Source organism: Pseudomonas sp. P105 (genome assembly GCF_032614175.1).
In the GTDB taxonomy this organism is placed as follows: Bacteria; Pseudomonadota; Gammaproteobacteria; order Pseudomonadales; family Pseudomonadaceae; genus Aquipseudomonas; species Aquipseudomonas rhizophila.
Genome location: NZ_CP126693.1, coordinates 2,107,847 through 2,133,697, shown reverse-complemented (window position 1 = coordinate 2,133,697; position 25,851 = coordinate 2,107,847). Strand labels below are relative to the sequence as shown.

Below are 25,851 nucleotides of genomic sequence, written 5' to 3'. Positions count from 1 at the left end.
AAAAAACGCCTCGGCGGGCGGCTCATGGGGGCATTGATCATCGACAGGACACCCGCCATAGCTGGTCCAGCCTGGTCGTGTAGCTCTGGCTCATCATCTCCCGACGCATACCCCAGTCAGGGTTGACGGGTACGCTGGCTGATCTGAGTGTCCCCCCACCCCATCGCCCGTTGATCTGGTCCAATACCGCCATCAGTTTCGTGGCGTCGGTAGGCTGGGAGGTGGCAAACAGGTCGTCGGTGTACTCGCCTTGCTGACAGAGGCTCATCAACAGCACCTCAGCCTTGCTGTACTTGAAGCCTGCCCGATAGACCCGGTCAAGCGCATCTACCGCAGCCTTGGTCAGCAGCCGCACATCGTCGGTGGGGTACGGCATGTCAATCAGAACACCGTTGGCGTACTTCGCCTCCTCCGGGTTGAACATGCCTGTGCGGATGCTGACGCGGATCTTCTTGCACAGCGACTTCTGCGCCCTGAGCTTTTCCGAAGCACGCATCATGTAGGTGGCTACCGCTTCCTTTAGCGGTGCTAGCTCCGTGAGCCGCTTACCAAACATCCGACTACAGCAAATCTCCTGCTTCGGCGGGTCCGGCTCATCCAGCTCCAGACACGGCGTGCCGGCCAGCTCGCGGGCGGTCTTCTCTATCACCACGCTGAACTTCTTGCGTAGCGTCCATGGGTCGGCCTTCGCCAGGTCCATCGCCGTCTTGATACCAATGGCATCCAGGTGAAGTTTCATCTTGCGACCGACGCCCCAGACCTCGGACACATCGGTGTTACGCAGCACCCAGTCACGCTTGAACGAGTCGCAAATGTCAACCACGCCGCCTGTTTGCACCTGCAGGCGCTTGGCCGTGTGATTCGCCAGCTTTGCCAAGGTTTTCGTGTGAGCGATCCCAACCCCGACCGGAATGCCGGTGCAGCGCAGCACCTGGCTGCGGATCTTCCGGCCGAGGGCATCCCGGCCGTCGATGCCGGTGAGATCCGCGAAGGCTTCGTCGATGCTGTAAACCTCGACGGCAGGCACCATTGATTCAATGAGGGTCATCACGCGTTCGCTCATATCCCCGTAGAGCGCGTAATTCGACGAGAACGGGACGATGCCGTGTTTCTGCAGCTTGTGCTTAATCTGGAAATACGGCTCGCCCATCTTCACGTAGGGCTTGGCGTCGTAGCTGCGGGCAATCACACAGCCGTCGTTGTTGCTCAGCACCACGATGGGCACGCGGGCCAAGTCCGGGCGGAACACTCTTTCGCAACTGGCGTAGAAGCTGTTGCAATCGATCAGGGCGAAAACAGGTTGGGCTTTAGACATGGCTGCGCACGCTGCAGGTAATGACACCCCAGATGATCAGCTCGTCGCCCTCGAGCACGTACCTCGGTGGATACTTTGGGTTCTCCGACAGGAGAATCACCTCCTTCCCACGAATGCACAGGCGTTTGCACACAGGTTCGTTGTTCAGCAGCGCCACGACGATGTGGCCATGCGCAGGTTCCATCGCACGGTCCACGACGGCTAGGTCCCCTTCAAAGATCCCAGCGCCTTGCATGCTCTCCCCGGCGATAGAAACCAGGTAGACATGCGGAGCACGAATGTTCAGAACCTCATCCAATGAGATGTGCGCTTCGATGTGGTCCGCCGCCGGGGACGGAAACCCGGCAGGCACTCGAAACGAACACAAGGGCAGCTTCAAGCCACCCTCGGCAATAGGGCCTAGAATTGAAAAGCTCATGACGCACGATCCAAATACTGTACGAACATACAGTTAACTTTGTACAAGTTTCGCGGTCAATTTGTATAGGAAAAATCTGACAGGCGGGACAGCTCATGTGCGGGAGATTCGTGCAGTACGAGGAGATGGCGGTGTTTATGGAGGAGCTAGGCCCTCAGCGGCCATTGTTCGGCGGGTACGACGCGGAGCCGATCAGCCGGTACAACGTGGCTCCGACTACCCGCGTGCAGATCCTGCACAGCACATATGCAGGTGTTCATATCACGCCAGTGAGGTGGGGATGGGCGCCCTTTTGGGCGAAGGGGAAACGTCCAGATCCCATCAATGCAAGGATCGAGACCGTTACGACGGGAAAGTTTTTCAAACAGCTTTGGCCGGCCGGGCGCGCACTGGTGCCCAGCGAGGGCTGGTATGAGTGGGTTAAAGATCCAAATGACCCGAAGAAAAAACAACCCTATTTCATCCGATTGAAGGATCAGAAGCCAATGTTCTTTGGGGCGCTCGCACAGACCCGTCCAGGTTTGGACGAGCAAGACGGCGATGGCTTCGTAATCATTACCGCGTCATGCGATCAGGGCATGTTGGATATCCATGACCGTAGGCCGCTGGTGTTATCACCTGAGCAAGCGCGGGAGTGGCTTGACCTGGATCTTAGCCCAGGGCACGCAGAGGAAATTGCAAGAGACCGTTCCCGGCCGGAAGCCGATTTCGAATGGTATGCCGTGGGCAAAGAGGTGGGGAACGTCAAAAACCAGGGAGCACAGCTGTTGCTCCCCTGGAGTCTGGAAGAAAATTAAGCCTGACTACGTTGATCCAGGAGGCGGGCCGCCTCTGGGAATCCCACCCAGCGTGCGTTCTGGTCCAACCCTCGCCCAGCCAGCACCACGCCGGCCCGGTGATTCAGATCCACCTCCCCGCGTGCCACCGCCGCCAGCAGCTCGGAGGGGAAGATGTTCAAGTATTTGTCAGCGGTTTCGGTTTCCATGGTCTTGGTCCTTCGTTTGCGTGACCACAGTAACGCTCCAGCGTAATCACATAGCAAGCGGATCAGATCGAGCGTGACAACCATTAAAACAGCCCTCCCAACGCCGCCGGCTCCCAGTTCAAGATCACCAGCTCACCGCTGACCTCAGCCTTGCCCTGACGCTGGTTCGTGTTGCTGTACCGAATGTCCAACGTCTCGAAGTGAAAGCCTTCGAACACACGACGGATGTCCGGGTGGTCGTTGATGCTGACCATTACCTTGCCCTTGCAGCGGCGCATAAAGTCAGCCATCCGCTCATAATTCTCGAACGGGAAGTCTACGCCATAACCTGCGGTCTGCCAGTACGGCGGGTCCATGTAGTGGAACGTATGAGCGCGGTCGTAGCGCTCAGCGCAATCAAGCCAGGGGAGGTTTTCGACGTAGGTGCCGGACAGTCGCTGCCATGCGGCCGAGAGGTTCTCCTCGATCCGCAGCAGGTTGATGGCCGGGCCAGTGGTCGCGGTGCCGAACGTCTGCCCGGTGACCTTGCCGGCAAAGGCATGGTGCTGCAGGTAGAAAAACCGGGCGGCGCGCTGGATGTCGGTGAGGGTTTCAGAACGGGTCATTTTCTGCCACTCGAATACCTGGCGGGAGCTGAGCGCCCACTTGAACTGGCGCACGAATTCTTCCAGGTGGTTCTGCACGACGCGATAGAGCGTCACCAAGTCGCCGTTGATGTCGTTCAGGACTTCAACCGGGGCGGCCTGGGGTCGCATGAAGTAAAGCGCGGCACCGCCGGCAAAGACTTCGACATAGCATTCGTGAGGAGGAAAAAGCGGGATAAGGCGGTCGGCCAGGCGGCGCTTGCCGCCCATCCAAGGAATAATGGGTGAAGTCATTGAAAGCAAGACCTTTACTGTATAAATAAACAGGTGCTAGGCTCGCCGCGCTTTGTGCACGGAGCAAAGAGCCTCGGCTGGACTTGCAGGGATAATCTGCGGGGACGGCGACCGCTCCGGATGTTGGCGCATCTGGGGCGGCCGCTCTTTTTACCTTAGGATTTCTATGGGCAATGCATATTGTTGAACCTAGCAATATCGGGCATTATTGGATCCGATTTACGGTTTTATGACGGAAGCAATTTTTACTGCTGCCGCCTACTAACCGGTTGGGTTGCCGTCCACTGTGCCGGTCTCACACAAACGGCAGGTCTGAACCAGCCTCCCCAAATCAACCGCAATTAGGGACGGGTGGCAATTTTTGGGAGGGATACGATGAGTATTTCTGAACAAAAAGGTTCAGCAGCTTTAGCGGGACGCCTCACGGCGTTCGGTGGCGTGGTCGGAGTGCTATGCATTCACGGCTTGGGTCCAGTAGCCGCTGTCGCACTGTGCCTCCTGGCCGCCTTCGTGCTAGCGAAAGTCTAAAGCTAGGGTGGTCACGCACACGGGCGTGGCCACTCGAACTTTTCCCTCCCCCAGTACTTATAATTACCAACCGATGTTGCGCACGTACGCCTGACAAGCTGCCAAGGCTATCAACCCCCGGTCGCCGGCATCGGTGATACCGATAATTCGTTGAGCATGCGCCGGGTCAAGTCGGGCGCGTGTGGCTCCATGAACCACGCCGCCGGCGCTGGTGGAGGCTGGCACTGCACAGCCGTTAGCGGTATCGGTGGCGTCGAGTAGGACTGACAGCCGGACATCAGCAGTAGCGAGGCGATCACGCAGGCGATCCTGATCACGTTGGGCATCTGTTAGGGCTCGATAGTGGGTTTGGTCATTGGCGGCCAGTTGCTGTTCCAGGGCCAGGCGCTTGTCCTGCTCGGTACGCTGCAGCGCGGCCGAGGCCAGGGTGATCTGGTTGAGGGTTTCGATGTGGAGCCGGGCTTGTTTTTCGAGCTGCTGACCGTATCGCCAGCCCTGAACCGTCCAGGCGATGGCTGCCGAAACGGCGACCAAAGCGCACAGTAGAAGCCCGGCGACCAGCACGCGGTATTGCAGCGGGATCAGGTCGACGAGACGCATAGCACCGCCCTCGCCCGCTCCCACAGCTGCAGACGATCTGCCAAGCCGTTGAGCCCGCCGTTGATTTTCCGGGTGATCATTTCGAACTCATTACGATCAGCCAGCACGTTCAGTTCCCTGATCCACCAGAACCATGCAGCCGACTCGGCCGCCCATTGGGGCAGCTCCAGCAGTTCGGGCGTGCGCAACAGGCGCTCGTCTCCGAACAGCGCCAAGCTACAGCGCAGGTAGTTGTGGGCACCGGTAACCTGGATTAAGCCGCGACCGCGATAGCGCTGGCCATCGCCGTCGGGCTCGGGGGTGTTGCCGAGTTTCGAAGCCAGCGTACCGGTGTCGTATTTGCTGAGGTATTGATCGCCTCCCAGCTCCCGCACGTACTGCAGTTGGCCGGACTCATGCCCAACCTGGGCCAGGAATGCCGCCTGCCGCTTTGGCGTATCGATCTGTCGGTGTGCCATGGCGGCGTTCAGGGCCGATACGAAAACGCCCGCTTGGCGGCGGGCGTTGGGCATGATGCGCTGTAGTTGCTGCTCAGTGAGTGGCATGGGGGCTCCAAAAAAAATCCCGCTCGATGGCGGGTTGCGGTTGTGTTTGAGGGTGGTGCTGAGTGCGCTTAAAGCTGGACGACCTTGACCGGCTTGGCTTCCTTCTTCTTTTTCTTACCTTTGGCATTGGCCTTGCCCTTCTTGCCGCCGTTGCACTCGACGGTGGTGGTCCAGCCACTGGAGGTGAACAGTTGCTCCACCGCCTCAGCCAGGTATTCACCATCAAGCCCGGGCTTGATCCCCTGGACAATGATCGACCGCTCGGCAAATACATCCGTGCGGCCGGCCATTTCCAGGCGAACCCCTGCGCTGCTGCGATTGAACGCAGCCAAGCGCGCCTTGGCGGCCTGCTCGGCGGCTGACTTGTTGGGGTAGATATGCCGGTCGGTATGGACCGCTGGCAGGCCGTTCGGCAGGTCGTCGTTTTCCAGCTCGACCACCTTAAGCGCGCCGGATTTTTTATCCTGGTGCTTAGTGCGTACGGCCTTTTGCGTATTGCGGTCGCCGAGGCGGAATTGATAGCGGCTCAGATCCGCACGCCTCAAAACCACAGGGCTCAGGTTCTTGCCGCTCGCGGTCTGGCCGCCCTGTCGAGGCATGACCAACAGCTTGCCGTCGGCCAGCTTGGCCGTGCAGTCATATTGTTTGGCAAGGCGGGTGATGAAGTTGTAATCCGACTCGTTGAGTTGGTCGACTCGAGGCACTTTTGTTTGCACCGGGCACACCGGCTGCCATCCATTGCGGGCTGCCACGTCGCGGACAATCTGCTGCAGGGGCACGTTTTCCCAGGACCCGCTGCGCACGGTCTTGCCGCTGCCACGCATGTCACTGGCTTTACCACGGATCACCATCGTGTCAGGCGGCCCCGACAACTCGATCTCGTCGACGGTGTAGCGCCCCAGACGGGTCAGGGCCTGACCGGTATATCCCAGATAAACCTCGATACCCGCCCCCCGCGTGGGCAGCGCAACCGCTTGATCACGATCATCGATCCGCAACTCGAAGTCATCCGAATCCATGCCCGGCTTGTCCGAGGTGCGCAGACTCAATAATCGATCATTGATCAACGCGGTGATGTCCTTGCCGTCCGCAACGATGCGATAGGTCGGCTTCATGGTGATACTCCAGAAAAGAGAAACCCCGCACGGGGCGGGGTTCGTGAGGTGCGACGATGCTGGTCAATCCCACAGCTGGATATCCTCCAGCGTCTGCGCTGGCAGATCCGGCAGCAGGATGATCACACCAGCGCGAAACGGTTGAGGTTCATCGGCCAGGCCTTGATTGGCGGCAAGCACAGCCTCCACCGTGCCATTCAGATGGCCGTAATAGTGATGACAGACGGTGTCCAACAGATCCCCGTCAGACGTTCTGCAGGTCGTCGCCATAGCTCACAAACTCCAGTGAAAAGGATTGCTTACGCGGAATACCACCCGCGAGCAGGTTACTTTGCTCTTCCTCGATGTTGAGCAGGCACCAGGTGCCGAGCACTTCGCCGTAGCCGGTGGTTAGGTTCACCGGCTGCAGACGTCGCCCGATGGTGCGCAAGGTGTCCAGCTGTTTGAGCCCACCTTTGAAGCCCGGAAAAATCGCACCCTTTAGGCTGATCTTGTCCTCTCCCTGGCCGACCGCCTGCTGGGCGATGCTGCGTGTCAGCCGTTCCTGGCCTGCCCAACGAAACGACGTCTGCCGACGTAGCTCCTCGAATGCCGCCGTATCCAGGTTGAAGTAGTACGGCTGCGCGTTCGGCTCCAGGGGCTGCATGATCAGCAGGTGCGGGAACGGCTTCACCGCCTCGGCCGCAGGTGTCAGCTGTGGGGCAAATGAACCCGTGGGCATGATGTTGCTCAGCGATGGGCTCACCTGGCCAGCGATGCGATTGATCGCCGCACCCGCCTTGCCTGCCTGTTCCTTGAGCGAACCCAGCCGCTCTTGGACTTGGCCGGCTGCGGTGACGGCTTGGTTGTACTTCGCCGCCACCTGGCCCACGGTGGACTGCGCCGCGTTGATGGCCCGCATGGTCCGTTGCACCTTGGCGCCGATGGCCGGCCCAATGAAGGGCACCCCCTCCAGCTCCGAGGCGGCGCCGGTCATGTCGCTGATTGCACCATTGAGCGGGCCCAGCATGCCATCGAGGCTGGTACGGCCAGCCTCCCCCGCTGCAAGTAGTGATTTGAACACCGATTGCAGTTGCTCCATGTAGGCCATGGCACCTCCTTAAACGTGAGGGGAATCGAACAACTGACTCGACGCTTGGCGGGCGGCCACGTCCCGGGAGAAGGACTCCATCAACTGGCGCAGATGCGGCTCCAGGTCCCGGGCCAGCTGCGCCGGGTCTTTTACATCGCCTTGCACGGTGATGGAGACTTGCGGCGAAAAGCTGAAAGCCTGCTCAACCTTGGGTGGCACCGACGGAGTTGGCTCAGCTGGTTTGGCAACTTCGGGAGGCTTGGCCTCCTCGGCCTTACCATCACTACCAAACCAGGACTTACCCAAGAAGCCGCCGATACTTTCGCCACCCAGGCCACCCAAAGCGGCACCAATTAAGCCCCCGATTGCAGTACCGATGACCGGCACCACCGAACCAATAGCGGCACCTGCTGCGCCGCCGGCCAGTGCGCCCGCCAAACCACCAGCGGCACCGCCATAACCCTCGGCTTTTTCGTCTTGGGTCGTGGCGTTGAGCGCGGTATCCAAGACCCCCACCCCTGCATCAAGTACGTTACCGCCGGGGATACGTTTGGTGGCTCGGGTGACGCCCCTGATCGACTGAACCGCACGGCCGAGCGAGCCACCGGACGCTGCCTCCGCCGCAGCAGCCATAGGCGCAGCAGCCAACAGCCCCACCTTTGGCATGACAGACATAGCGGCAGGGGGTGACACGGCCGGAGGACTGGGCACCCGGGCGGTTAATCGCCGACGCGGGGTGGTCCCAATACCGGTACGGCGACCTCGTCGGCCACGCTGACGCCTGCCGGAACCGCCGCCAGGATTTGCACCTGGACCAGAACCAGCCCGGCCTATTGCATCAGCGTTGACGACAAACACACGTTGCGGCTCATTGCTGCTCCCTGCTGCAGGATCGTTGCCGGCCCCCATCAACTTACCGAGGACTCCCAGCCCCTTATCCACCGTCTTGATACCGGTTTTAGGAGCCTTGGCGACAGCGTCACCCAGGGCGCCCGCGCCTCGTTCCATCGCCCGGCCGCGACTGATGTTGTACAGCCCCTTACCGATCTTGACCGCGCTGGCGGCGGTCTTGAGTGCCAACAGGCCGGCGGTGATGCCAGCGATGCCAAGCACCACCGGTTGCGAACCATCCGAAAGCTTGGTCAGCCCACGCACAATTGAGGTCAGCCCCTGGGCGACCGCATCGGTCGCCGGGCGAATGGCGTCCCCCACGCTGCGCATGCCATCGCTAACCGCCTGGCCCAGCTCGTCCCACATCTGTTTCGACGTTTCGCGCCGCTCGGCCAGGTTCTTATCGAGGATCCCGCCAGAGGACTGCGAATCCTTTTTCAACTGCTCGTACAGCGACTTGTTTTGCGAGTAAGCCGTGAGCGCCGCCTTGACCTGCATGTCGGCGAACAGGTCACCGGTACGCAGGGATTTCTCCAGCGCATCGAGCGCCGCCTTGGCCTTCTCCGGATCCGTCTCCTTGCTGATCTTGGCCTGGGCCTCGGCCATCTTCGCGGCCTTCGCCGGGTCGGTGGCCTGGATGTATTTCATCGCCAGGGCGAAGCTGGACTCCAGGGTCGACATGCCCTTTTGAATCCCAGTGCTCAGAGAGCCTTGATAGTCAATGCCGGCATCCTTGTACGCCTTGACCACATCCCCCGAGCCGATTTTTTCCATCCAGTTTTTGAGGTTGTTGGCCGCTTCATCAGAGCCACCGGCCGTTTTCATCTGGACTTGAAGCATCGCTCCCAGAGAGCTGACCGCTTCCATGCCGGTGCTGCCGTTTTTCTCCATACTCGCCAGCAACTGAGGAAACCAACGGGCCATATCACTGGCCTCGAAGCTCCCTGCCTGCCCTTGGTAGGCGATGGCTTCCAGGGCTTGCTGCATCACCTTGGGGTCATTGATTTTGGCGTTTTGCTGCAGCGCCATGATCATACTGGCCGTGTCGACGCCGGAGGCGCCCTGGCCGATGGCAAACTTCGCCGCCGTCGGCGCGTAGGCCATGGCCTGCTTGAGGTCCATACCGGCACCGACCAGCTGGTTCACCAGGTCCGCCACGTCGTTACGGGCCATGCCGGTATCGCGAGAGGTCTGGATTACTGTCTGGCTAAGCTGTGTTTCTTGCGGTTTGTTGACCACATCCGCCTTGATCGCGATGTCGCGGATGATCGCCTGATAATCAGCGCTGACCTTGGTCGGAATCGCCGCCAGGCCTGTGGCGACGACACCCTGGCCAATGCTCGACGTGAGCCCTTTCTTGCCGGCATCGAGCTGCTGGTGACCTTTGAGCTGCAGATCGGCGGCTTTAGCTGCACGGCCAAGGCGCTGGTACTCCTGCCCCAGCCTGCCTACCTCCACTCCCTGCTTGCGCAGGGCATCAAGGTTGCCGTTGAGCTTGCGCAACAGGCCATCGGCCGAGGCTGCACCGCTGTCATGCGCCCGCTTCCATTCATCGCGCAGGCGAATGGTTTCGCCAATGGTGCTCTTGAGCACCTTGGCCTTGTTGCCTTTGTCCTCCAGCTTTTTGATGTGGCCTTCGACCGTGCGGAAGGCAGACGCCATTGTCGAACTGACAGCGCCGCCAATCACCAGCGATAACGCCAGCTTGTTTGCCATCGTCTACCCCTTGTTTCAGTCTGAGAGCCACCAGACCATGTCGGAGAACGGCATGGACAAGATTTCAGCGGCGGAAAAATTCAACTCGGCAGCTAGACGCTTAGCCAGTTGCTTCTGCACCTTCGGGTTGAAGTTCATCCTCTCGCACCAGGCGAAAATAGCCGGCCTGTATGCGGTTGAAGTCCTTCAGCGTCAAGGCATCCAGATCCTTGGTACTGACTTCGGCCAGGGAGGCAAACAAATTCAAATCTTGTTGTTCTTCATCATTAGGCGCTGTTTGGCGGGCAATGCGAAGGTCACGTACGGTCGGTGCTCGGAGGCTCAGCGTATCGACACGCACGCCATTGGCTTCAGATGGCACAGTCAGTTTCACGGTGACGCGGTCAGCGGCCAGGGTCATCCAGCTTGGAATTGCGGTACTGCTCATAGAGGTGTGTCCTTAAACAGAGGAACCGCCGCCCGGCGACTCGCTAGGCGGGGTATCAAGGGGGATTAGAGGCCCAATGCGGAACGCTGAGCGGCCAGTTGATCAACGCCATTGATTACACGGCGCATGCCGATGGGGTCGATCTCGTAGACGGTTCGGCCGTCCACTTCGAGCTTGTAGTACGTCAGCCCGACGGCATGTTTGATCTCGGCCTTGTCGCCTGCTTTCCAGTCACCCATGTCGACCTCTTTTAAGGTGCCGCGCAGAGTGACGATGACCGGTGTGACTTTGCCTTTGAGCCCTTTGTAGGCCCCCCGGAACGTACCGTTGAACGCCGTGCCGTCGGCCAAGCCAAAGAATTTCAACGACTCACGGCGCACTCCCGTGGTGGTGAAATTCGCTTCCTGTTTTTCCATGCCCATGTCCAGCTCGACCGGCGCGTCCATGCCACCGCCGCGATGCTCCTCCATCTTGAGCGTGAGCTTGGGGAGCGTCAGGCTCGGCACATCGCCCTGGAAGCTGACGCCGTCGGCAAACAAGTTCAGGTTCGCCAGGGTTTCGGGAATCATTGCCATTGAGGTCGCTCCTTAAGCGGCGGTGTCGAGGACTTCGGTCAGCCATTGGTTGGTGACCTCTACGCGGAAGTTGGGGTTTTCGGCCGGAGGTACATCGGTGAAGCGGATGTTCCAATACACCTTGCCCTGCTCCAGCTGGCTGGCCGTGTTCAGCTCAGGGTCGGCAAACACCTCGAAGTTGATGATTGCGCCTTGGGCTTTCAGGTCGCGCATGAAGGCTTGCAGCCCCTCGGTCACGTCCTTGATGTACGTCGCGGTAATGGAACGGTCGACCGCCCATTTGTGGCCGTACAGAATTGCGTCCATGACGATGTCCATGGTTCGCACGCGAGTCACGAACGCCCACTTCGGATCGCTCGACAGGGTGCGGTTGCCCCACAGACGGAAACCATCGTCACGGATGATCGTGGTGATATTGGCGTTATTGAGCAGGTTGGCCCGGCAGGTTTCGTCACCGTCCAGAAACTCAATGGGCCGCGTGGTGCCGGTGATGCCGACAAATTCTTTGTTCGAAGGCGAAGCCCAGAAGCCGTATTCGCTATCGGTCCAGGCGAACAAACCCGCCACCCAGGCAGAGCCCGGCGCATCGACCGTAGCGTCCGCTGTGGTGTCCCAATACTGCACACCGGGATCGACCAGATACGCCCGCTTGGCACCGAAGTTCTCGGCGTAAGCCATGACGGCCTCGTCCGTCGTATTCGGGCCGTCGAGGATGGCAAGGCCGCGCAGCTTATCTGCCAGTGCAACCAGAGCCGTACCGACCGCTAGGGTCGAGCTGTGCTTGGGGGTCACCAGCAGCCGCGGCTGGGCGTTAAAACGGCTTTTACCATCCAGCAGCGCTTGCAGACCGGTACGCTTACCGTTGGCCTGCACGCCACCGATGATCGCCGAGATTTGTTCGGCTGGATTCTCCAGCACGGCCACACCACAGGCCACGATCACCGCCTTGGCTCGGATGTAGATGGCCTTGCAGGCTTTGGTCATTGCCGAGTCGGGCCCGAAGGCGGCCACTGCTTCGCGTTCGTTGGTGATCATCACCAGGTCATTCGGCTGTGCGCTGTAGGCCGGCGCCGGCACAAAGGTGTCAACCAGGCCAATGATCGAGGATGACGGCAACGCAATAACACGAGCACCGGTGTCGACGTTCGTGACGGTCACGCCATGAAAGAAGCTCATAGATTCTCCAGATACGAAAAAGCCCCGCAATGCAGGGCCTTGAGTGGGTGAAGCGGAAAAGAAAACGCCCCGTCAATGCGGGGCGTTTATTCGGTTTGAGCATCGACCCAGGCCGGCGCAACTGGCCGATGCGCACTAACCGGGAAGTCCGGAGATTGCGGCCAGTCGCGAAGAGACTGCATGTACACCAGTAGCTCGCCGAACTGCTCGGCAGTGATGGTCGTTTCTCCACCTATCTCTTGCTGGTCACGGTGCCGCTCTCGCAGCCACATGACCGCCACCAGTTCACCGTCACGCCAGGAGCGCTCAGCGCCCTCAATCTCAGCGAAGGTAAGCGGTGGCAAATCAACCCACGTAGGCCGACCACTCTCGGAGCCAAGCTGCTTGCCTTCTGGCGGGGATTGCTTCCAGTAAATCGCTTGCTCTTCCTCGGTCAGCAGGACTGCGTCCGCTGGCCAGGATTCGGAAGAATAAGTCCCGTCAGTCTTCCAGGCGGCCGGAATGAAGCCGTTGGCTGAACTTGAATAGTACATAGCAGATCCTTAGTACCCGATGGCGAAAAACCCGAAATGCCCGAATGTCCCGGAAGAAACGAATCGGCCGGAAGAATTGGTAAAAGCGGTCATATCGGTAGTAATGGTGTAAAACGGCGAACTATTGGTGTAGTCAAAGCCAATGGCTTGGCGCACCGCATTGGGGAATAGGGTTGGCCAGGTGACTGTATGAGCTGAACTTGTTGCCATGGCCTCCCCCCACTGAATGATCAGCCCGCCCGGCACATCCGGGATTCGAATGTAGTCACTCGCCGCGAATGTTCGTTTAGGGAACCACGCAGCTAGAAGCGCCAACACCCCGGCCGGGTTAGATATAACGTTTTTCAGAAGGCCAGCTACTTGCTCGGAGGGCGTGCCAAATCGCGCAGTTCCTTGATTGATTTCGGTTGCTTGACCAGCTAATACAGCCAGCGCCGCGATATCAATGTTTCCCTGATTGATCGGTGCGTTCCAGGCCTTGATGCACCACATAACCGCCAAGTTGCGCGGTCGCGAAGCACCTACAACAAACGCGCTTGAGTCAACAGATGATTCAGCCGGAGCTGTCGCGCTTGGGCCAACAGTGTTAACAAGGACCTCGTTCACACCAAGGCTTTGCGCACCACCATAATCACCTGCGGTAGTGGCATCCCATCCAAGGCGCTCTTTTGCCGCCTTGTCCGCTGTGACGCCATACAAAATGCTAGACGTGAAGCGATCCACTGACGTTGTCGCCGCCTTCTCCATATAGAGATAGGAGCCCTTTTGAAATGTGCCAATCGCGCGATCAGCATCCACGCCGCGCCCATGGTCCCAGCCGCGCAAAAACTCGCCGCGCGATTCCGGCAAGCGGAAATTGCCGACGCCCTCGTCGCCCTTGTTAAAGGCTGTACCGAGAAACGCCGCCAGATCGGGATAGGCCGCAATGCTTTTGACGCTACCATCGATCTCCAGAAAACCGGGCGGCACTTTGTTTACCGGAAAGCCCACCATCGTGCCGACCGGCAGGGCCGAAGCCTCCGCGATCAGCGCGTCAACTTGCGCCTTGGTGTAAGTGTCCGTGATCCCCATCTCTGCCAGTGTGTCCGGGTTATCACCCGACACCACCACGCCGCGATTATTGACCTTAACGCGGGTGAATTCGCCGGCTGTTTTGTTCGCAGGCAGCACTTCCAGAATGGCTGCATCCACGTAGGCCCGGGAGGCCAGCACAATCGCCGGATCGATCTTGAGCTGAATGTTGCCGGTACTGGTGACGATGAAATTCATGCGCACGATTTGCGTGCGACCCGAGCCTTGCGACAGCAGCGGTTTGAAGCTTGGCGCGCAGTTGGCCACCGCCACTAGATCGCCGTCCGCATCGTAAAGGCCAATTTCGCGGATCCACTTACCGCCCTCATCGGCCGGAATGATCTGCTCGGCAATGATCACCGCCGGGTTGACCGGGTCGATCTTCAGTTGATTTAGCGGCTTGCGGCGCCACTCATTGAGCAGCTTGGTTTGACTGGCCGATGGGACCGGATTGGGCGGATCGGCCAGCCCGTTCGGGTTGGCATCACCCACGCCCATTTGTGTGATCAGCCAGGGAATGCCGAGTGCATCGGCGTTCGCCTGCTTGGCCATCCCCACGTTCGTGAGGATCGCGAAAAACTGCGAATTCGCATCAATCATAATAAACGTCCAGGGTGTCTATGGTGTGTTCGCGACCGACCACGCCAAAGCTGCCGGTGACCTCGATGTCACGCATGACGGGTGGGTAAACGTCGATTTCGTCGCCCTCGTAGAGGGATACGGCGATATTCAAATCGCCTTGGGTTTCTAGGCTGATCGCCAGCCCGGTCAGATGGCGGCTCACCGGTCGAGCGTCGTCGATCAGCCACGTCAGTTCCTGATAGGTTTCTTCGCTGATGCCCTCATCAGAAACGCCGATCTTCAAGGCAAACGTTCCTGGCAGGCCTACGGGCTCGGTCTGAAACCACTCGACCACCTCAATCAGGTAACCGAATGGCTCTACCACCCGGCGCAGGGCACCTATGGTGCCTTTGTGGGCATGAACGTAGAACGCCGAGCGAATGACCGAGCGCTTGACCTCTTCAGGCCAAGTGTCATCCCAACGGTCAACCGACCAGGCCCAGGCCAACTGGTACAGCAGATGAGCCGGGCAGGTGTCCGGGTTGTACAAGGTTCTGAGCGGTACCTCGGTGGTTTCGTCGGTGGCCACCTCGATAGCCCTTTCGAGCTGGGTGCTGTTGAGCGGAAGCAAGCTTTTCATCAGTCACCTCGCGTTACGGTAAAACCCGAGCACCAGGCCGCCTGGGCCTTGGTCGGGCGAATATCCTCCCAGCCAGGGATTTCAACGCGGGCTACGCCGCTGAGATGTAGCTGCGCGTCAATGGCCGAGCGAGCCACCTCGACACCCAAGCGGCGACGGGGATTCTTCCAGGCTTCCAGGCGGGCATTGCACTCGGCCAGAATCGCCTCGTTTTCCGGACCGGTACCGGTCAGGTACACCACTGCATCTATCCGATAGGGCAGGATCTCAGCACTCTGCACCGTCAGCCGATCAGCTACGGGGCGCCGGTCGTCATCGCTGAGATACGCGTCTACCTGGGCCAGCAGTTCCGCGCTGGCCGTCCCTTCGCCCTCCAGGGACAACACTGTCACCACCACCTCAGCCGGTGCTGGGCTTTCGGCTGTGGCATCAGCCACCAAGCCCGATGCGTTACGGGCATGCAAGATGTAGCTGTTTCGCGGGCCGGCCGTGGTCAGCCCCTCATATACCAGCTGGATCCGCTCGCGTAGCGCGTCGTATTCCTCCATCACGGCAGGTACCGGCGGCACGGCGATCAGGTCTTCGGCTTGGATCACGAGACGTTGAAGGCCCACGTTGGCCGCCAGTTGTTCCAGATCGGCGCCCGTGGCATAAGCCAACAACAATGCCTTGGCCCCGTCATTGACCCTCGCCCGGTTTTGCATACGACGATAGGCTCCCAGCTCCAGCAGCTTGGTCACCGGGTCGCTTTCAAGGAGGGCGGTCCAGTTGTCGCCCATGTACTCGCGGAACGTTGTCACCTCGCCCTGGTACAACTCTTCAAAATCCAGGCTTTCCAGCACTTGCGGCGCCGGCAACGCTGAAAGATCAATAGTGCTCATGCGCTTACCTCCAGCACCACGCCGTCACCGATGTAGGAGCCCGTCAGTTGCAGGGTGATTTGACCATCCACAACGGCAGTGACCCGGACCCGCTCAAGCTTCAAACGTGGCTCCCAGCGTCCCAGAGAGCGAGCCACCTCGGCCTGTACTGCGCTTTTCCAGCCTTCGTTAACTGGCAGGTCGACATAGCGGCGTAATTGGCTACCGTATTCCGGCCGCATGCGGCGGCCGCCAACCGGTGTGCTCAGAATGTCCTCGATGGACTGCCGCAAATGCGCCTGGCCGGACAGCGGCTGCCCCGTGCGACGGTCCACTCCGATCATGGAATTACTCCGTCAGCAGTTGCATATCCGGGTGCGCCTTGAGAAAGGCGTATTGATCATCGCCGCAGGCTGTGACCTGGCCGGCGATGACCGGCAAGGTGCTGTCGTCTGGCATGATCAGCGTGCGTGAGGTGTACCGGGTGTCGCGGAACACTCTCGCCGGTCCGATGGGCGCTGGGGACTCGGTTTGGACGGGCTCAGGCAACGCCGTGTCGACAGTTGTCCGCCCGGTCTCTGTTCGCGTTTTGCTCATATGGGTTGCTCCAGAAATGCGAAAGCCCGCACGTGGCGGGCTGTGGATAAATGTCGGAGTCAGTGTTTGTGGTTCGGCGTGTTGCCACCGGTATCGATGATTTTCCCGCCGCCGTTGATATCGCCCGTGACCTGTAATGGGCCGTTGATCAGCACATTGCCGGTCAGGGTGATATCGCCTGCCGTGGCGTTGATCTCGCTGTCCGTTACGACCACTTCGGTTCCGCCGACTTTGATGGTCACGGTACCGCTTGGCACGGTGATGGTGTAGGTGCCGGCCTTCCAGTCATAGACCAGCGAGCCACCATCATCGAAACGCCACACCTCGACGTGGTCGCGGTTGTCCGGAGGTGCCCCGGCATTGCCATACAGACCGGGGATAAATGTGCCCTGCGCCACATCGCCGCTGGCACTTACCAGAGTTCCCTGCTCTCCCATGCTGGGCGCTCGCCAATGACGGGCTTTGCCGGCGGCGATGCTGTGCCAACGCACCCAGGCGCTGACCCAGTCCCCATCCGAAACCCGACACACGGGCGGCGAAGCGGTCAGATCCAGCGCGACCACATAACAATCCTTTACCAGGCCGGCCAGCATGCGGTCATGCTGTGCGCTGGGGTAGCTCATGCCATTTCCTCCGGTGACTGATAGCTTCCTTCGCTGCCAGGCCCCGTGTCAGGGCTAAAACCCCAAAGCAAGGTTCCCGGTGGCTGATTCGGCCATGGCCACTCTTCCTTGCCTAAGTAAATGCCCTGGGCCCACTCGACGACCCACACCGCATAGCTGTCGAGCTCCGGCCGGGTCCAGTCCTGTGATGCCTGGATGAACTCTGCAGGCTCGACCGCCAATCCCCACGTTTGCATGCGCAGCACAATAATCAGTTGAGCCGCGATGAAAGCCGCTACCTGTTGGCAGTGCTCGTGATCGCTGCCGACGATAATGCGTGCTTCGAAACGCGCCTCGACTCCGACTTCGCCAGTGCCGGGGTCCCGGCCGGGCTCCAGCTCGACCAGCTCAAGCACAACTGCAGGGATGGGTACGTGCTGCAGCATGTCGGGCATGGTGCAGATGCATGCCAAGCCGGGGATAGCCTGGGCGATCTGTTCTTCAATGGCTGAGTAAAGCTGGTCGAGAGGAATGTTGGGCTCAGACATGGGCTGATTTCCTCAAGTATTTTTGCAGCTCGAAATTCATCTCCTGCTCCAGGATCTCAAGCAGTCGCTGATGCGCACGACGCGACCATTCCTCAAAGTGAGGCCGCACGTCGTCGAGCGATATCTTGGCCTTGGCCAGTGGATAGCGGCTACCGTTCTCGGCAATCCAGCCCGAACTTGGCCCACCGCCGCCTGACACGTCACTGTCGGGATAGTCGCTTGCTCTGAAGTGTTTACTGGCGGTACGAATCCATATGTCAGGCGCGCCGCCATAAACGGTCTTATAGAACGCCCCTTGATACTTGCGACCCGCGACAGAGACGCCAGAGCGTCCCTGTCGTACCCGGCCTGCGCGACTGGCCTCAATGGGATTGACGCCAAACCACAACTTGGCTTGCTCGTTTGAGTTGACTGGGTAAGCCTTTAGTCGCTGACGCACAGCGGCGATGGCGATTCGAGCTTGCCGGCCTACCGCTCGTGCAATGTGAGTACGCAACCAACGCAGCGTCTTGTTAAGGGCTCGCCGTTGAGCTGCACGGGCGGCTTGTGGAACAAGAGCGGCAAAGTCGGAGAACGCATCCTTATCAGCTTGAGCCAGTTGCAGCGTGAACAGACCGGAACTGGCCGAGGATTTGACATGACTGCCGACGCTCATCGCACCTCCCGAAGAATCAAGTTGACCCAACCGGTGCCATCCGGCTCACGTTTGACGATGACATAACGCCCGCCACCGTCTTCTGGCATCAGTTGGACAGTGATTAACTGGCCATCCGAAATGAGGTGGGCATCAACAATACGGACGGCGAACACTGGCTCGCGTATACCGGTATTGATCCTTCCCAGCTTTGGTTGCAACCAGGGCGCCGAGAAGAATCCCGGCACCGGTAAGTCGCGACCGTCGACCAGAGCCTCGTCGCCCAGGACATCCAGCAACTGCGCATCCATCGCTGCCACCTGGTAACGGAAAGCCATCAGCTATCTCCGTCATCCGATGCGGCGGATCCGGACTCCAGCTTGCCGCGCTTGGCAATGACGCCTTCTTCGAGCAACAGATCCCGGATCTCAGTGCTGGGCGGAACGTACACTTCACCTTTTCGCACCAGTTTGGCACCGTCCTGCACACAGCCTTCGATCACTACGTACTCAACTTTCGCGGCCATCTCACACCACCTTTGCAAAGACGAAGGCATTCGGCTCAAGCATCCCGGCCAGGGCTGCGCTTTGCAGCTTCAACCACCGTGCGCTTGGATCCTGAGTCACCCAGCTTTTAGGGAAACGGGCCGCTTCGACGAGGCCACTTTCAATGGCTTCGATGTCCTTGATCGCGCCATACAGCATCGCGTTTCGAGTCGAGGTCGAGCCCAGCATCAAGCCGCCGCTTGGCACCATTTGCTGCTCGTCACCCTCATCGTCCAGGTACCACTCGTCGTAAACGTACAGGTCGATGCCGGGGTCGTTCAGATAGCCAAGATAGGTCACGCCATCTGGCAGCTCTTCAGGCTTGATCACGCCCATGTCCACCCGGCGAGAGTTGAGCTGCTTCAACACTGTCTCGTTGCGCTGGAAAGCATCCTGGGCTTCACCACTGAGCACAGCGACGTTGCCGGTGCGCCCGGAATCCTTGGCAATCTGGCGCTTCCACTGCCGCAAGTTGGCAATAGGGTCGGAGTCCGCCGTGTTCCAGCGCCCTGCCCCCAGCACGATTTTGTGGCTGTCCTCCATCAGAAAATCGATGGTGTCATCGACGCCATCGCCCAGCACCCGAACGCGCCCAGTGCTCAGCGCCTGAGCGCACATCCACTCTTCGCGGCGAGTGATCTCGTCGTCCAGGTCGATCAGGTCGCGTCCCAACTGCTCGCCCGCTCGCTCCAGCGGAGTTCGCGAGGAGAATGGGTTATCGCCGGCTGCACGCTTGAGGATTTGTTCTGCCCGCGTCTCGCGCTTGGGCTGGATGTAGGGTGGCTTGTACGTTTCAGAACTGAAGCCGTTGCGCAGCGAGACACTGCCGGGCAGCGACGGGTGTACGAAAGGCGCCATCTTGCGCTGGCCCTTGATGATGTCGATGGTTACAGCCTCGGTGCCGAAGGTAACGGGGTTGCCGCCGTTGAAGAAAGTGTTCATCAGGAAGCGACGAGGCGTGTTCATCTGCTCGACGGCTTCGAGCATGGTAAGGGTGTCAAAAATGTCGGTCATCAGGTGCTCCGGTCAGTGGATGAAAATGCAGAGAGGTCGTAGGGCGGCTTTGGCTGCAGCCAAGGTCAAGCCTTCACCGAGGTGGAGCTGGGAGCCCAGCACTTGGCCTGTCAAACGTATGGGCGCGCTCTTGGCCCCTCCTGTGGTGTCTACGTCCTCGTCGAGGATGGCCGTGGGCACCTGGGAGCCGTCTTCAGCAGCGGCTTTGCACAGCACGAACTCTTTCGAACTGGCGACCTGCCCCAAGACAGAACCCCGGAGGAGGGTCTGGCCAGCGGCGATGAAGCCGGTGTCCATTGCAATGGGAAAGTCACCGGCAGAAAGGTGGCTCGGCTGGTAGGTTTTACGTTCCGGGTTGCTCATGAATGTCTCCTGTCAGCGGCGCGAAGCGCCAGCAACGATTGCGCTGACGGCGGCTTGGCGTTCGCCTTGCTTGCCATCACCGGTTGGGGTTGTAGCCGCCACACCCTGGGCATCGCTCTTGATGGCCGGCAGGGAGATCCCGCGATCCTGGGCAGCCTTGAACAGTTGCAGGGCAGTAGCCTCGACCGTGGTGCCTGCATCGATAGCCGCTTCGATTTCCTTCTCGAAGCCTTTGCTGGCCAGCGCGTTAATGCCCTTGATGCGATCACGTTCTGCGGCGGCGCCTTCGGCTCGAATGGCGCCGAGGTCAGGCTGCTGGGCCTGGGCGATTTCTATGGAGTTCGGATCAGTGCCGGCGGCCAGCGCAGTACGCAGCTCCGCCGTGGTATGGACGGTGGTCATAGTGGTTTTCCTTGGGACAGTGATGGCCGGTTTGGCCAGTTCGGTGATGAGGGATTCAAGCGAGCCCAACCGATGGGCCAGACCCGACTCAACAGCGGCGGCTCCGACGCGTAATCCGCCGAAGTCCCCCATTGCGGGGACCTTGGCGGCGTCGGTGCTCAGGTTTCGCGCCACCTTGCCGACGAAGACTTCACCGAGGGCATTCACGGTTTCACCGATCTTGGCGCGCCCTTCTTCGGTTGCGAGATCGGGCCGCTTGTTCGGGGCGTTGCTGCTAACGATCTGATAGCGTTTACGGCCGTTGGCAGCGTCACTTTCAACGACAGCCTCAACGACAACGCCGATGCTCCCGGCCAGACTGGCTTCATCGATGACGATCTCGTGCGCTGCCGAGGCGATCCAGTACGCAGCGCTCGCCCCGATGCCACCGATGTACGCGACGATCCGCTTGCGCTCTCGACCCGCGAATATCATCTCGGCCAGTTCATTGATGCCGGAGGCAACACCGCCTGGGCTGTCGACGTTGAGCACAATCGAACGGACCTTGGGATCGTCCAGCGCTCGCTGGATGTCCGTGCCCAGGACCTGGGTGCTGGTAGCGCCACTGATTTCAGTGAACATGTTTGCGTAGCGAAAGATTGGCCCAGTGATGGGAATCACCGCCACGCCGTTTCGCATCGTGACTTTACGGGTATCTTCAAGCCGCTCGCCGCGCCGGGTTGCCAGGGCCATCGGATCGCCCATGCGGTCGGCGATGGTCAACAAGTTATCCAGGGCGTCAGGAAGCATTAGCCAGGGCTGCGACGCAGCCAGCTCAAGTGCTCGAGGCATATTCAGTCCTCTTCTGATTTGGGGTCAGGCGGGTTTTCTAGCCCGCCCTTGGGCAGGGCCTGCAGGTTTTTAGCGCGGCGTTGCTCCACTTCCCGTACACGCTGACGGAACACTTGCTGCCAGGGCTCGCCGGTCATGGCCGCTGTTTCGAGGGTTTCGTTGCTCACGCCGATTTCGATGCGCTTACCGGCCGCGTTAGCTTCCTTCAGCTCATCAATAGCCCCACGGGCCGGACCGATCCAAATGGCCTGACAGTAGGCCTTGCGCTTGGCTGGGTCGCCGTAGCCCGGTAGGTCGATCAGGCCCCTAGCCACGGCTTCGTCGATAATCAGCTCACGGCTTGGCTGGCAGAAATCACAGGCAAGCCACCAACGACGCAGACTGTAGAAACGCCAAGCCTGAAGCATGGCGGCGCGGGCCGCGCTGTAGCTGCTGCTGTAATGGAGCAAGAGTTCTTCAAGTGGCAGCTCCAGGGCAGCGCCGATCTCTTTCACCACGGCGGTGAAGAAGGGATCAAACTGGGCATTGGGTCGACCTGGGTTCGCTACGACTGGCTCTTCACCAACGCCGAGGTCAATCACGGCCCCCTCGCCTAGGGCCAGCTCGCCATCGGTGGTGTCATCGCCTTCAGGGCGCTCGTCCGCCAACGCAGTCATTGGCAGGTTGCCGGTTGGGAAATCAGAGCTCTTTTTGATGAACACCGTGAACATTGCGGAGATCACGGCGGCCATAAGCTCCGCGCTGCTGTAGCGCTCCAGCTTTTGCAGCGGCTCCAGCACAGGCGCCAGGTAAGGAGCCCCGCGCTTCTGACCTGGACGTTCCTTGTCCGCCAGGACGTGCAACACACGCCGTCGGCCTGTCTCCTCACCGAACGCGGTAAGTCGCTCCCAGCTCAGCGGCTTGCCGGCCAGATGCTCGCCGGGATAGCCAGTGCAGACGTGATAGGCCACGGGCGCGCCCAGCGAATCGAACTCAACGCCATCAACCAGATTGACCCGGTCCATACCGCCGTTCGGATTGCCGACCCGATCCGACTCGATCAACTGTAGTCGCGTGCTGAAGACACAGCCCGGACGTTCCTGATCCGGGCTGGCAACCAACACATCACCAGCGACCAGCGACGACACCAAGACCAGGGCTTGCAACTGGTAATGATTGAGGGTCGCTTCGGCATCACACTCTCTCGGATCATCGGCATACAACGACCAAAGCCGGTCCAACCGGCCATTCAGATCGTCTGCCTCCTGTTCGGTAAGGCCCAGGGCCTCATGGTCCACCTGGGCGCGGCACACCAGCCCGGTGCCTACGACATTGGTGCGCAACCGGGTGATGGCAGCGCGGGCTATCAGGTGGTTACGCATGGCGTCCCTTGACCGGGCCACCAGCATTCGCCGCTCGCTCTGATTGAAGTCTCGTCGCGGACTCCCGAGGCCAGGTATCCAGCTGGCCATGCTGCGCAGCATGCGCGAAGCGCCTCGCCAGCGAGTTTCAACACCGCCGCCACCGCCCTGAGCAACAATCTGCTGGCCGTTCACCGAAGCCCTGGCCACCTTAATGGCCTCGCGCATCAGCAGATCGGCCGGGCCTTCACGCTTACTGAATGGCCACATGATCAGATCCCCAAGTACGAGACGCGATTGCGGCCTCGGCCACGCAGCGCCGCCTGTTCGTTGGCGACTTGCTCGGCATATTGCTTCTCCAGCAGGCGCAAGCTGTTGAGCTCTGCCAGCTGTACTTCACGATCAGCCCGGCGCAGGCGCTGACCTTTTTTCAGGACGTCAGAAATTGCCGCCCTAACTTCAGCTAGGCGCAGTTGTGCGTCAGTCATGGTTGATTTCCTTAATAGCCCGCTCTACTGCGGGTGCCCCGCCCACGAGCGACTACTCGGCGCGGTACCGGTGCGACCGGTTGTTCGGTGTTGAACAGCGTTGGCTGCATCAGTTGCTGTTCCAACTGGTCCCACTCATGGTCACGTAGCAGATGAGTTTTCAAGCTACGTGCGGCGTGCAGGGCATACACCTCGCAGTCCAGGGCTTCGTTGCGGCGCCCGGCTTTTTTCTGCCAGACCATCTTGCTGGGGTTACGCGCATGCGGCGCCAGCACTTCGTTGGTGAGCTGTTCGTAGTAATCCGAACGGATCTCGCTGTACCAGTGCATGCGTCCCGGTCCGACACCCTTCAAGCGGAGACGACCATCAATCAGCGTCTTGGCCTTGTGCGTGCCAACGATGTGTACCCGCAGGCCATATTTCGCCGCTTTGGTGTTGTCCTGGGAGGTGTCCACAGACTGCGGTGGTTTGGTAAAGATTTCCTTGTCGCGGCTGTCAATCGACGCGCCCTTGATCGCCATGATGTTGAAGCGCTGCCGATCACGGACATAGCTGTAAACGGCATCGCTGGTATTACCGTCCGAGCTGTCGATGCTGACCGCCGACACCGCGAGGTGCGCGCCCCCCTCGGTAGGGATTGGCTGAGCGATGACCCGATCCAACTCCTGCCAGACGCTGTCGTGGGGGTCGATTGGGTTGCCGTGTAACTCGCCCCAATAGAGCCGCCAGGACTCTTCGCCGCGCCCCCATCCGGTGATGACCAACGCCAGACGATCACCTTGCACGTCCACACCCACGGTGACCAACAACACGCCCCTTGGCGCTGTCAGCTCGGCGTAGGGCTCGGCCCGTTTCTCCAGTTCATCAGTCTTCGGCGCGTCGCTTTGGTACTCGTAGCTTTCGCCCTTGGAGCTGTTCACAAAGGCGATCATCGGACCGATGTTGCCTTGCGCCGCAGCGTGTTCGGCCTGCAGCTTTTTCTCCATCAACGCCTGGAAGCGCGACCCCCAAAAGGTGGCGTACAGCTCATTGAGGATGTAGCCAGCGATGCCGCGAAACTCAGCCGTGGCCTGCCACCGTCCGTGCTTGAGGTTGGCGTTCTTCTGGTTGTCGTCCCAAATCGCGCCGCAATGTGGGCACGAATAGAACGCCCTCTCTGGCCGCTTTTTGCCGTAGACCTCGTGGTGATACTCCGGGTCCTCATCGCAGTGAAGGTTGTCAAAGCTCAGCGCATGTTCCTGGCCGCATTCGTGGCATGTCACCAAACCGATGCGCTTGTCCGACAGTTCCAGCTCCGCATCAATGGCCGACAGGCCTTTGATCGTTGGGGTGCCGCCAATGATGATCTTGGAACGGCGAAAGGTTTTCAGACGCTCCTTGGCCAGTTTGATGCTGTCGCCCTGCCCGCGCAGGTTGAGGTTGCAGTCGTCGGGCTCTTCAATGGCTACACGCGGTACCGGTGTAGATTTCACGCTGGCCGGGCTGTTGGAGCCCACCATCTTGAGGAAACCGCCAGGGAAGCGCTTAAAGTCTTGGCGCTGCTGCAACTTGCGGCTACGCAAGTCGACCTTCTTGCGAAGCCGTGGAGTCGCCTCAATCATGGGTTCGAGCTTCTCACCCACGTACTGCTTGGCGGCTTCGGCCTTGGGAAACAGCACCAGGATCGGCGATGGATCGATGTCGATCCACTTGCCCAGGGCATTACCCAGAACGCCCGATGTCCAGGCAACCTGCGCCGACTTGCGGCCTACGATCTCGGTGACCGCCGGATCATCTAGCGCCTCCAGAGGGCCGCCGGGCCAGGTCAGGTGAGGCGTGACGTTGAAGCGATATTTGCCGGGGCGGGCTGACTCTTCTGGCGCCAGCCAGCGGTATTTTTCCGCCCATTCGATAATGCTCATGCGCGGCGGCGGTGCCCACTTCCGGCAGGCGCCGCGCAGCGCGTTAATCGCCGTCTTTTTCAAGGCCCTCCGGATCGTCCGGTTCGTCAGAATCTCCATCTGACTGGGCATCATCCTTGTCATAGTCTGACAGCCTCCTCAGGATGGTTTCGATGGGGTCGGCGATCAAACGCTCGTCAACTTCAACGCCGTAGCGCGCCGACAATTGTTCCGCCAACTCATCCGGAAATGAATTGAGCAGCTCGACTTTGGCTGCCGTGATCATTGCCTCGAAGCGTCCGATCAGATCCGCCGCGATTACGACCTCGCCCAAATCCTTGGCCAGCGCCAGCTCTTCACGATTGGCTCTGACCCGGTCGAGCCGGTCACGGGAGGATTCTTTTTTGCCGTTGAGGGCGGCCTGTTGCATCAGCCACTGGATCACCGCCTCGGTGTCGTATTGGTTTTCGTTACCCCGGCCCAGGCCGAACTCGATTACCGGCATGCCGTCGTTCTGCCAACGGGTCAGCGTGCGTTCATCGCGGCCGACAATCTCGCTCAACTCGGCTTTTCTGACTGTTCTTCCCATCGCTAACCCCTTGAAAAGACGGACATCCCTGCAAAAAACTCAGCTGCAGGGAATCCGCGAGTTCGGTAACCCGTGTAGGGGGCGGGCCAAGGGGAGGACCCAGAAAATACCC

Annotated in this window: 32 protein-coding genes; 1 reads left to right on the top strand and 31 read right to left on the bottom strand. The window is 60.0% G+C overall.

The window, feature by feature from the left end:
• Positions 1–37: 37 nt before the first annotated feature.
• Together umuC and QOM08_RS09610 are read right to left on the bottom strand one after the other, a co-directional pair.
• Positions 38–1,315 (bottom strand): translesion error-prone DNA polymerase V subunit UmuC, encoded by a 1,278-nt coding sequence (gene umuC / locus QOM08_RS09615; protein ID WP_316912899.1) that lies wholly within the window; start codon positions 1,313–1,315, stop codon positions 38–40.
• Entirely contained in the window at positions 1,308–1,733 is a 426-nt protein-coding gene (locus tag QOM08_RS09610) for a LexA family protein (protein WP_041476085.1), read from the bottom strand. The genes umuC and QOM08_RS09610 overlap by 8 nt, the downstream gene beginning before the upstream one ends.
• 95 nt (positions 1,734–1,828) lie before the next feature.
• Here QOM08_RS09610 and QOM08_RS09605 point away from each other — a divergent pair, with 95 nt between their 5' ends.
• Positions 1,829–2,530, top strand: coding sequence for an SOS response-associated peptidase family protein (locus QOM08_RS09605; protein WP_316912898.1), 702 nt, complete (start codon positions 1,829–1,831; stop codon positions 2,528–2,530).
• Here the strand turns inward: QOM08_RS09605 and QOM08_RS09600 are convergent.
• The 29 genes from QOM08_RS09600 to QOM08_RS09460 form a co-directional block, all read right to left on the bottom strand.
• Entirely contained in the window at positions 2,527–2,718 is a 192-nt protein-coding gene (locus tag QOM08_RS09600) for a hypothetical protein (protein ID WP_316912897.1), read from the bottom strand. The two genes, QOM08_RS09605 and QOM08_RS09600, sit on opposite strands and share 4 nt — an antisense overlap.
• A gap of 83 nt (positions 2,719–2,801) precedes the next feature.
• Positions 2,802–3,596 carry a DNA adenine methylase gene (locus QOM08_RS09595; protein WP_316912896.1) on the bottom strand — a complete coding sequence of 265 codons (795 nt, stop codon included), beginning with the start codon at positions 3,594–3,596 and terminating at the stop codon, positions 2,802–2,804.
• A gap of 591 nt (positions 3,597–4,187) precedes the next feature.
• A complete protein-coding gene (locus tag QOM08_RS09590; protein WP_316912895.1) occupies positions 4,188–4,724 on the bottom strand; it encodes a lysis system i-spanin subunit Rz in 537 nt (178 codons plus the stop codon).
• The gene (locus QOM08_RS09585) at positions 4,706–5,269 is read right to left on the bottom strand and encodes a glycoside hydrolase family 19 protein (RefSeq protein WP_316912894.1); all 564 of its coding nucleotides are present in this window, start codon (positions 5,267–5,269) and stop codon (positions 4,706–4,708) included. Before QOM08_RS09585 ends, QOM08_RS09590 begins: the two co-directional genes overlap by 19 nt.
• A 68-nt stretch (positions 5,270–5,337) precedes the next feature.
• On the bottom strand, positions 5,338–6,384 hold the full coding sequence (locus tag QOM08_RS09580; protein WP_316912893.1) for a phage late control D family protein: 1,047 nt from the start codon (positions 6,382–6,384) through the stop codon (positions 5,338–5,340).
• Between the two features lie 63 nt (positions 6,385–6,447).
• Positions 6,448–6,654 carry a tail protein X gene (locus tag QOM08_RS09575; protein ID WP_053124044.1) on the bottom strand — a complete coding sequence of 69 codons (207 nt, stop codon included), beginning with the start codon at positions 6,652–6,654 and terminating at the stop codon, positions 6,448–6,450.
• Positions 6,629–7,474: a phage tail protein gene (locus QOM08_RS09570; protein ID WP_316912892.1), complete on the bottom strand. Its 846-nt coding sequence runs from the start codon at positions 7,472–7,474 to the stop codon at positions 6,629–6,631. The genes QOM08_RS09575 and QOM08_RS09570 overlap by 26 nt, the downstream gene beginning before the upstream one ends.
• Before the next feature lie 9 nt (positions 7,475–7,483).
• Positions 7,484–10,063: a phage tail tape measure protein gene (locus QOM08_RS09565; protein ID WP_316912891.1), complete on the bottom strand. Its 2,580-nt coding sequence runs from the start codon at positions 10,061–10,063 to the stop codon at positions 7,484–7,486.
• Positions 10,064–10,163: 100 nt separating this feature from the next.
• Positions 10,164–10,490, bottom strand: a complete 327-nt coding sequence (locus tag QOM08_RS09560) for a phage tail assembly protein (protein ID WP_047227268.1) — start codon at positions 10,488–10,490, stop codon at positions 10,164–10,166.
• Between the two features lie 65 nt (positions 10,491–10,555).
• Complete coding sequence (locus QOM08_RS09555; protein WP_047227267.1) at positions 10,556–11,065, bottom strand: phage major tail tube protein; 510 nt, start codon at positions 11,063–11,065, stop codon at positions 10,556–10,558.
• Between the two features lie 12 nt (positions 11,066–11,077).
• The gene (locus QOM08_RS09550) at positions 11,078–12,241 is read right to left on the bottom strand and encodes a phage tail sheath family protein (RefSeq protein ID WP_316912890.1); all 1,164 of its coding nucleotides are present in this window, start codon (positions 12,239–12,241) and stop codon (positions 11,078–11,080) included.
• A gap of 86 nt (positions 12,242–12,327) precedes the next feature.
• Positions 12,328–12,774 (bottom strand): phage tail assembly chaperone, encoded by a 447-nt coding sequence (locus tag QOM08_RS09545; protein WP_047227265.1) that lies wholly within the window; start codon positions 12,772–12,774, stop codon positions 12,328–12,330.
• A gap of 9 nt (positions 12,775–12,783) precedes the next feature.
• Positions 12,784–14,445 (bottom strand): phage tail protein, encoded by a 1,662-nt coding sequence (locus QOM08_RS09540; RefSeq protein ID WP_316912889.1) that lies wholly within the window; start codon positions 14,443–14,445, stop codon positions 12,784–12,786.
• Positions 14,438–15,046: a phage tail protein I gene (locus QOM08_RS09535; protein ID WP_316912888.1), complete on the bottom strand. Its 609-nt coding sequence runs from the start codon at positions 15,044–15,046 to the stop codon at positions 14,438–14,440. Before QOM08_RS09535 ends, QOM08_RS09540 begins: the two co-directional genes overlap by 8 nt.
• On the bottom strand, positions 15,046–15,927 hold the full coding sequence (locus QOM08_RS09530) for a baseplate J/gp47 family protein (RefSeq protein ID WP_316912887.1): 882 nt from the start codon (positions 15,925–15,927) through the stop codon (positions 15,046–15,048). Before QOM08_RS09530 ends, QOM08_RS09535 begins: the two co-directional genes overlap by 1 nt.
• Positions 15,924–16,250 carry a GPW/gp25 family protein gene (locus tag QOM08_RS09525; RefSeq protein ID WP_316912886.1) on the bottom strand — a complete coding sequence of 109 codons (327 nt, stop codon included), beginning with the start codon at positions 16,248–16,250 and terminating at the stop codon, positions 15,924–15,926. The genes QOM08_RS09530 and QOM08_RS09525 overlap by 4 nt, the downstream gene beginning before the upstream one ends.
• 4 nt (positions 16,251–16,254) lie before the next feature.
• Positions 16,255–16,503, bottom strand: coding sequence for a hypothetical protein (locus QOM08_RS09520; protein WP_316912885.1), 249 nt, complete (start codon positions 16,501–16,503; stop codon positions 16,255–16,257).
• A 59-nt stretch (positions 16,504–16,562) separates the two neighbouring features.
• Positions 16,563–17,126: a phage baseplate assembly protein V gene (locus QOM08_RS09515; protein WP_316912884.1), complete on the bottom strand. Its 564-nt coding sequence runs from the start codon at positions 17,124–17,126 to the stop codon at positions 16,563–16,565.
• Positions 17,123–17,653 (bottom strand): hypothetical protein, encoded by a 531-nt coding sequence (locus QOM08_RS09510; RefSeq protein WP_316912883.1) that lies wholly within the window; start codon positions 17,651–17,653, stop codon positions 17,123–17,125. Before QOM08_RS09510 ends, QOM08_RS09515 begins: the two co-directional genes overlap by 4 nt.
• Positions 17,646–18,308, bottom strand: a complete 663-nt coding sequence (locus QOM08_RS09505; protein WP_188251247.1) for a hypothetical protein — start codon at positions 18,306–18,308, stop codon at positions 17,646–17,648. The genes QOM08_RS09510 and QOM08_RS09505 overlap by 8 nt, the downstream gene beginning before the upstream one ends.
• Positions 18,305–18,625 carry a hypothetical protein gene (locus QOM08_RS09500; protein WP_316912882.1) on the bottom strand — a complete coding sequence of 107 codons (321 nt, stop codon included), beginning with the start codon at positions 18,623–18,625 and terminating at the stop codon, positions 18,305–18,307. The genes QOM08_RS09505 and QOM08_RS09500 overlap by 4 nt, the downstream gene beginning before the upstream one ends.
• Complete coding sequence (locus QOM08_RS09495) at positions 18,625–18,813, bottom strand: hypothetical protein (RefSeq protein ID WP_316912881.1); 189 nt, start codon at positions 18,811–18,813, stop codon at positions 18,625–18,627. The genes QOM08_RS09500 and QOM08_RS09495 overlap by 1 nt, the downstream gene beginning before the upstream one ends.
• A gap of 1 nt (position 18,814) precedes the next feature.
• On the bottom strand, positions 18,815–19,846 hold the full coding sequence (locus QOM08_RS09490; protein ID WP_305443027.1) for a major capsid protein: 1,032 nt from the start codon (positions 19,844–19,846) through the stop codon (positions 18,815–18,817).
• A gap of 12 nt (positions 19,847–19,858) precedes the next feature.
• Positions 19,859–20,209, bottom strand: a complete 351-nt coding sequence (locus QOM08_RS09485; RefSeq protein ID WP_316912880.1) for a head decoration protein — start codon at positions 20,207–20,209, stop codon at positions 19,859–19,861.
• Positions 20,210–20,221: 12 nt separating this feature from the next.
• Positions 20,222–21,442, bottom strand: coding sequence for a S49 family peptidase (locus QOM08_RS09480; protein ID WP_316912879.1), 1,221 nt, complete (start codon positions 21,440–21,442; stop codon positions 20,222–20,224).
• A gap of 2 nt (positions 21,443–21,444) precedes the next feature.
• The gene (locus tag QOM08_RS09475) at positions 21,445–23,052 is read right to left on the bottom strand and encodes a phage portal protein (protein WP_316912878.1); all 1,608 of its coding nucleotides are present in this window, start codon (positions 23,050–23,052) and stop codon (positions 21,445–21,447) included.
• 2 nt (positions 23,053–23,054) lie between these two features.
• Positions 23,055–23,270 carry a hypothetical protein gene (locus QOM08_RS09470; protein WP_072393786.1) on the bottom strand — a complete coding sequence of 72 codons (216 nt, stop codon included), beginning with the start codon at positions 23,268–23,270 and terminating at the stop codon, positions 23,055–23,057.
• Between the two features lie 11 nt (positions 23,271–23,281).
• Positions 23,282–25,234, bottom strand: a complete 1,953-nt coding sequence (locus QOM08_RS09465) for a phage terminase large subunit family protein (protein ID WP_316912877.1) — start codon at positions 25,232–25,234, stop codon at positions 23,282–23,284.
• Entirely contained in the window at positions 25,215–25,739 is a 525-nt protein-coding gene (locus tag QOM08_RS09460; RefSeq protein ID WP_316912876.1) for a terminase small subunit, read from the bottom strand. The genes QOM08_RS09465 and QOM08_RS09460 overlap by 20 nt, the downstream gene beginning before the upstream one ends.
• Positions 25,740–25,851 lie beyond the last annotated feature (112 nt).